The organism is Streptomyces sp. NH27, assembly GCF_056859195.1.
Genome location: NZ_JACEGK010000481.1, coordinates 1 through 6,171 on the forward strand (window position 1 = coordinate 1; position 6,171 = coordinate 6,171).

The window sequence follows — 6,171 nt, forward strand, 5'->3', positions numbered from 1 at the left end:
CACCAGCCCCACACCGTACCGGGAGAAACCCCGGAAAACGCCGGAAAAGACGGCCCTTCGCGGACAACCCCGCACCTACCCTCAGCCCCCCTTCCGCTCTCGGTTTCGTCGGATATCGTGCGGCGCAGCACGGGATCGGATCGGGTGATGTTCGAAGGGGAGCGCATTGACCGCTGTCTGGGGACGCGCGCAGCAGCAGGACTTCCGCAGCCGGGTGCGCGGCTGCCTGCTCGGCGGTGCGATCGGCGACGCACTCGGCGCCGGCGTGGAATTCGAGTCGCTTGAGGCCATCCTCAACAGCCACGGCCCCGACGGCGTCAGCGACTACGTGCCCGCGTACGGCAGACGCGGCGCCATCACCGACGACACCCAGATGACGCTCTTCACGGTCGAGGGCCTGATCCGCGCCCAGGTCCGCCGCGACACCGGCGCCTGGCACCCGCCCACCGACATCCACCGCGCCTACCTGCGGTGGGCCGCCACCCAGAACGAGTGGGGCCCCGACGAGCGCCGCAAGGACACCGGCTGGCTGGCCCGCGAGGAGTGGCTGTACGCGCGCCGCGCGCCCGGTGGCGCCTGCCTCAGCGGCCTGTCCGACGACCGGATGGGCACCTTGGAGGAGCCGAAGAACCCGGGTTCGAAGGGATGCGGCGGCGTGATGCGGTCGGCGCCGTTCGGCCTGCTGGTCGGCTGGGAGCCGCAACTCGTCTTCCAACTCGCGGTGGAGTGTGCCGCGCAGACCCACGGCCACCCCACCGGGCAGCTCGCGTCGGGTGCCTTCGCGGTGATCGTGCACGGCCTGGCCCGCGGCGAGGCGCTGGACGGCTCCGTGCAGCACGCCCTCGCCCTGCTGGGCGCCCGCCCCGGCCACCAGGAGACCACCGACGCCCTCCAGAGCGCGCTGGGCGCGGTACGGCAGGGCATGCCGTCCCCGCAGCGGGTCGAGGCGCTGGGCGAGGGCTGGACCGCCGAGGAGGCGCTGGCCATCGGCGTCTACTGCGCGCTGGTCGCCGAGGACGTCCGGCACGGGCTGCTGCTGGCGGTCAACCACTCCGGCGACAGCGACTCCACCGGGTCGATCTGCGGCAACCTGCTGGGCGTCCAGCACGGCGAGACCGCGCTGCCGCCCGCCTGGATCGCGGAGTTGGAGGGCCGGGCCACCATCCTCCAGCTCGCTGACGACTTCGCGATGGAGATGACCCAGTCCCCGGCACTGCACGGCCCGTCCGGCGCGAGCCCGGCGTGGCTGGAGCGCTATCCGGCGGCGTGACCGCGGGGGTACGGCCACCGGGTACCGCTGTCGGTACCGCTGCCGGGCAAGGCCGTCAGGCACGGGCACGCGCGGGACGGATGCCCGGATCGTGGAAAGTAGCTGGACACGGCAACGATTCTTCGTAGGCTGCACGCCATGACGACCAGTACCCGTGGAGCCCTCCCCGAACTCGCCGGCCGCGCCCGCTCGGTGGGTGCCTCACCGGTACGCGAGATCCTCGCGTTGACCGCGCGGCCCGAGGTGATCTCCTTCGCCGGCGGGCTGCCCGCGCCCGAGCTGTTCGACGCCGAGGGGCTGCGCCAGGCGTACGACCGGGTGCTCGCCGAGCGCCCCGGCCAGGTGCTCCAGTACTCCACCACCGAGGGCGACCCGGCGCTGCGCGGCGCGATCGCGGCCCGGCTGACCGGACGCGGCCTGCCGACCGACCCGGACGAGGTGCTGGTGACCGGCGGCTCGCAGCAGGGGCTGAGCCTGATCGCCACCGCGCTGCTGGAGCCCGGCGACACCGTGCTGGTGGAGAACCCGACCTACCTCGCCGCGCTCCAGTGTTTCGGCTTCGCCGGCGCCCGGGTGGTCCCGGTGCCCACCGACGCCGACGGGGTGCTGCCCGACGCGCTGGAGGAGCTGGTCCGGCGCGAGCGGCCCAAGTTGCTCTACCTCGTGCCCAACTTCCAGAACCCCACCGGTCGTACGCTCCCGGCCGACCGCCGCCGCGCGGTCGCCGAGGTCGCCGGGCAGCACGGGCTGTGGATCGCCGAGGACGACCCGTACGGGGAACTGCGCTTCGAGGGGGCGCACCAGCCGCAGATCGCGTCGTACGACGCCGCGGCCGACCGCACCGTCCTGCTCGGCAGCTTCTCCAAGGTGATGGCGCCCGGGCTGCGGCTGGGCTGGCTGCGCGCCCCGGCCGGGTTCCGCCGGGCCTGCGTGATCGCCAAGCAGTCCGCCGATCTGCACACCTCGACCGTCGACCAGGCCGCCGCTGCCCGCTACCTCGCCGACCGCGACCTGGACGCGCACCTCGATCGGGTACGGGCGGCCTACCGCACCCGGCGGGACGCGCTGCTGGCCGGGCTGCCGGGCGCGCTGCCGGCCGGCTCCACCTGGAACCGGCCCGAGGGCGGCATGTTCGTGTGGGTGCGGCTGCCCGACGGGCATGACGCCACCGCGCTGCTGCCCGTCGCGGTCGGCCACGACGTCGCCTACGTGCCCGGCGCGCCGTTCTTCGCCGCCGACCCCGATCCGGCGGCACTGCGGATGTCGTTCACCACGCACACCCCCGCGGAGATCAGCGAGGGGCTGACGCGCCTCGCCAGGGTGTTCCGCCCCTGACTTCCGCTGTTCGGGCCGCAGTCGAACGGGCTGTCGGCGCGTCGGCAACTGCCCGCGCCAGTGCTCTCCGTCCTGTACGGCCGCCCGGAACTCCCGCGTTCCGGGCGGCCGTTCCGTCATGCCGCGCGCCAGGGCGCGGGGTGCGGACGTCCGGCGAAGTGCCCGCTCATCGTCGGTTCGGCGGGCGGGTCGTCACAATGCCAAGCTAAGCAAAGAACGAGTAAAATCGTTCTGCTTTCTGACTTGAGTTCAGGTTCGTGAACGACGAAGCCCTTGACCGGTTCGCCGGAACAAGGGTTGAATCCCCGAAGTCCCCACTCCCGCAAGGGGGCGACCCCGCCCGAGCGAGCGGCACGGCGAAGCGCCCTCACGTTCACAAGGCGGACCCCCGGGAGGGGACATGAACAGTCTCGACTGGACCGTTCTCATCGCGTACTTCGGCGTGATGGTCGCGATCGGCCTGTGGTCCCACAAACGCGTCGACGACGTCGGGGACTACTTCACGGCCGGTGGACGGATGCCCTGGTGGCTGTCCGGCATCTCGCACCACATGTCCGGCTACAGCGCGGTGATGTTCACCGGCTACGCGGGCATCTCGTACCAGTACGGCTTCACGTCCTACGCCACCTGGGCCTTTCCGATCGCGATCGGGGTCGGCATCGGCGCCAAACTGTTCGCGCCACGGCTGAACCGGATGCGCTCGCAACTCCACGTCGCCTCACCGCTGGAGTACCTCAAGGACCGCTACAACCTCGCCACCCAGCAGGCGCTGGCCTGGTCCGGCGTACTGCTCAAGATCGTGGACGTGGGCGCCAAGTGGGCCGCGATCGCCACCTTGCTGTCGGTCTTCACCGGCATCACCATCACCCAGGGCATCGTGATCACCGGCGCGATCACCGCGATCTACTGCACGGTCGGCGGCCTGTGGGCGGACGCGCTCACCGAACTCGGCCAGTTCGTCATCCAGTTGATCGCCGGTATCGCCATGCTGGTGGCCACGCTGCGCCACATCGGCGGGATCAGCGGGATCTGGAACGTCTGGGACGAGCCCGCGCTGCGCCACCACGGCCACCCCGTCGCCGGCCCGTACACGACGGTCTTCCTGCTGGCGTACCTGTTCATCAAGACCTTCGAGTACAACGGCGGGATGTGGAACCAGGCGCAGCGCTACATGGCGACGACCTCGGCCCGTGCGGCGTCGCGCTCGGCGGCACTGTCCTCGGCGCTGTGGTTCGTCTGGCCGCTGGTGCTCTTCTTCCCGATGTGGGTCGCGCCGCTGCTGGTGCACGCGAACAAGCCCGACGCCTCCGACTCCTACGCGCTGCTGACCGAACGGCTTCTGCCGCACGGGCTGTTGGGCCTGGTGGTGGTCGGCTTCTTCTCGCACACCATGGCGATGTGCTCCTCGGACGCCAACGCGATCTCCGCCGTGATCACCCGCGACATCGCGCCCGCGGTCTCCAGGGGCGCGCGCGGCTGGACCACCCGGATCGGCCTGATCGCGGCGCGTACCACCACGCTGGTCTTCCTCGGGCTGTCCATGGCGGTGGCGACGCAGGTCAACTCGCCCACGTTCAAGGACATCATCACGGTGGTGATCAAGTGGGTGGCCGGACTGGTCGGACCGATCGCCATCCCGTTCATGCTCGGGCTGATGAAGCGCTTCCGCAAGTCGGGCCCGACCGCGGCGCTGACCAGCTGGGCGCTCGGCCTGCTCGCCTTCTACCTGCTCAACTACCCGATAAACGACGCGGTGTCGGGCGGGGTGAAGCTGCAGTACCAGATCGCGGGGCCGGTCGCGGTCTCGCTGCTGCTGTTCATCGTGATCGGCTGGATCAAGCCGGAGGACACCCCCGAACGGGACGCGCTCATCGCGAAGGTGGACGCCGAGGGCCCGGCGGGGGCGGCCGGGGCGGCCGTGGAGCCCGGTGCGGAGGGCACAGGGGGCACGGAGGGCACGGACGGGGCCGCCGATCCGCTGCGGCACCCGAAGCCCGCCACGGACTGACGCGGTAGCAGCCGCACGGCGGATGGACGGGAGGGGCGGTCCCTCGCGGTCCCTCGCGGACCGTCCGGGCCGCCCGGATCGCCCTACACGGTCCCTCGCGGACCGTCCGGACATGGAGCGAGCCCTCTCGGCCAGGACGGCGGCCAGTCGAGAGGGCTCCTCTGCGGTGTGAGTGACGCTCGCGCGATCGGTGTCAGCGCAGTTCGAATGCTCCGCCGTCCACGTCGGTGACGAAGGACGCCCATGCCTCGGGGGAAAAGGTGAGTACCGGACCCTTCGGGTCCTTCGAGTCGCGGACCACCACGGCCTCCACGGCGGGCGACTTGACCTCGACGCATGCGCCGTTGCCGGTCGAACGCGAGGACTTGATCCAGGCGGGGGTGCTGCCCAGCTTGATAGCCATCTCTGCTCCGGTCTGTGCTGGTGAGGACGGCGCGGTATACGCCATTGACTGACGCGTTCGACGCTACCGGCCAACATCAGGCCATGGAGAGCTCGTTCACCCAACCGGATGGCATATTCCCATCAAGTCTTCCGCGTTGAGCTGGAAAAGGCGTATCCTGCCCGCTTTCACCCGCCAAGTGGGCCTGCCAGAGCCCCGCTACGCGTAGCGCGCGGCCGCGTCGGTGATGAACGCCCGGGTCCGCTCGGCGCTCAGTGCCTGCGCGCGCAGATGCTCGTACATCACGCTGTACGCCTGCACATCGGTGTCCTTCTCCAGGTACAGGTCGCTGTTGACGCCCTCCAGGTACACCACGGTCGCGTCCGTGGTGTCGGTGAACTCCAGTACCGCGAACTGCCCGCTCAGGCCCGGGTGCGCGCCCACGTCGAACGGCAGCACCTGCACGGTGACGTGCGGCAGGTGGCTCATCTCCACCAGCCTGACGAGTTGTTCATGCATGACCTGGTTGTCGCCGACCCGGCGGCACAGCGCGGCCTCGTCGACCACCGCCCACATCCGCAGCGGCGAGTCCGGGTCGATGATCCGCTCCTGGCGGCGCATTCGCACGCTCACCCGCTTGTCGACCTGCTCGGTGGTGGCCTCCGGCAGGTTCCCCGCGATCATCGCGGCGGCGTACGCCGGCGTCTGCAACAGGCCCGGCACCACCTGGGGTTCGAAGACCCGCAGGCTCGCCGCCTCGGTCTCCAGCCCGATGTAGACGCTGTACGGGATGTCGCCGAAGGCGTGCCACCAGCCCTGCTGGCGGGACTCCTTGGCCATCTGCATCAGCGACTCGACGATCCGCACGTCCTCGACGCCGTAGACCCCGCACAGATCGCGTACGTCGCGCTGGCTGATGCTGCGCCGCCCGTTCTCCAGGCGGCTGATCTTCGACTGGGAGACCAGCAGCCGGGCCGCGACCTCCTCGGCCGTCATCCCCTTCTGCTCGCGGAGCTTGCGCAGCTCCGACCCCAACCGGCGGCGCCTGACGGTGGGGTTCACGTTCGCGACCACAGGGACTGCACCTCCACGCTGAACCGTACTGATGGTCAGCAGCCTGCCACCACCGGTCATCACCGCGCTGGCGAATGGACGGACAACCTTGCAACGGGAGTT

Annotated in this window: 5 protein-coding genes; 3 read left to right on the forward strand and 2 right to left on the reverse strand. The window is 70.6% G+C overall.

All coding sequences use genetic code 11. The features are described from left to right. Positions 1 to 166: 166 nt before the first annotated feature. The 3 genes from AC13HU_RS29810 (at position 167) to AC13HU_RS29820 (ending at position 4,613) form a co-directional block, all read left to right on the forward strand. A complete protein-coding gene (locus tag AC13HU_RS29810) occupies positions 167 to 1,270 on the forward strand; it encodes an ADP-ribosylglycohydrolase family protein (protein WP_483045083.1) in 1,104 nt (367 codons plus the stop codon). A gap of 138 nt (positions 1,271 to 1,408) precedes the next feature. Beyond that, positions 1,409 to 2,605: an aminotransferase-like domain-containing protein gene (locus tag AC13HU_RS29815; protein WP_483045084.1), complete on the forward strand. Its 1,197-nt coding sequence runs from the start codon at positions 1,409 to 1,411 to the stop codon at positions 2,603 to 2,605. A 400-nt stretch (positions 2,606 to 3,005) separates the two neighbouring features. Further along, positions 3,006 to 4,613: a sodium:solute symporter family protein gene (locus AC13HU_RS29820; RefSeq protein WP_483045085.1), complete on the forward strand. Its 1,608-nt coding sequence runs from the start codon at positions 3,006 to 3,008 to the stop codon at positions 4,611 to 4,613. Positions 4,614 to 4,806: 193 nt separating this feature from the next. Here AC13HU_RS29820 and AC13HU_RS29825 read toward each other — a convergent pair whose 3' ends face one another. Continuing rightward, complete coding sequence (locus tag AC13HU_RS29825; protein ID WP_483045086.1) at positions 4,807 to 5,016, reverse strand: DUF397 domain-containing protein; 210 nt, start codon at positions 5,014 to 5,016, stop codon at positions 4,807 to 4,809. Positions 5,017 to 5,214: 198 nt separating this feature from the next. Further along, on the reverse strand, positions 5,215 to 6,069 hold the full coding sequence (locus AC13HU_RS29830) for a helix-turn-helix domain-containing protein (RefSeq protein WP_483045087.1): 855 nt from the start codon (positions 6,067 to 6,069) through the stop codon (positions 5,215 to 5,217). Positions 6,070 to 6,171: the final 102 nt, after the last annotated feature.

Excerpts from the sequence above, each read along its gene's own strand:
- AC13HU_RS29815 (WP_483045084.1), top strand. The coding sequence starts at position 1,409 with ATGACGACCAGTACCCGTGGAGCCCTCCCCGAACTCGCCGGCCGCGCC.
- AC13HU_RS29820 (WP_483045085.1), top strand. The coding sequence starts at position 3,006 with ATGAACAGTCTCGACTGGACCGTTCTCATCGCGTACTTCGGCGTGATG.
- AC13HU_RS29825 (WP_483045086.1), bottom strand. The coding sequence starts at position 5,016 with ATGGCTATCAAGCTGGGCAGCACCCCCGCCTGGATCAAGTCCTCGCGT.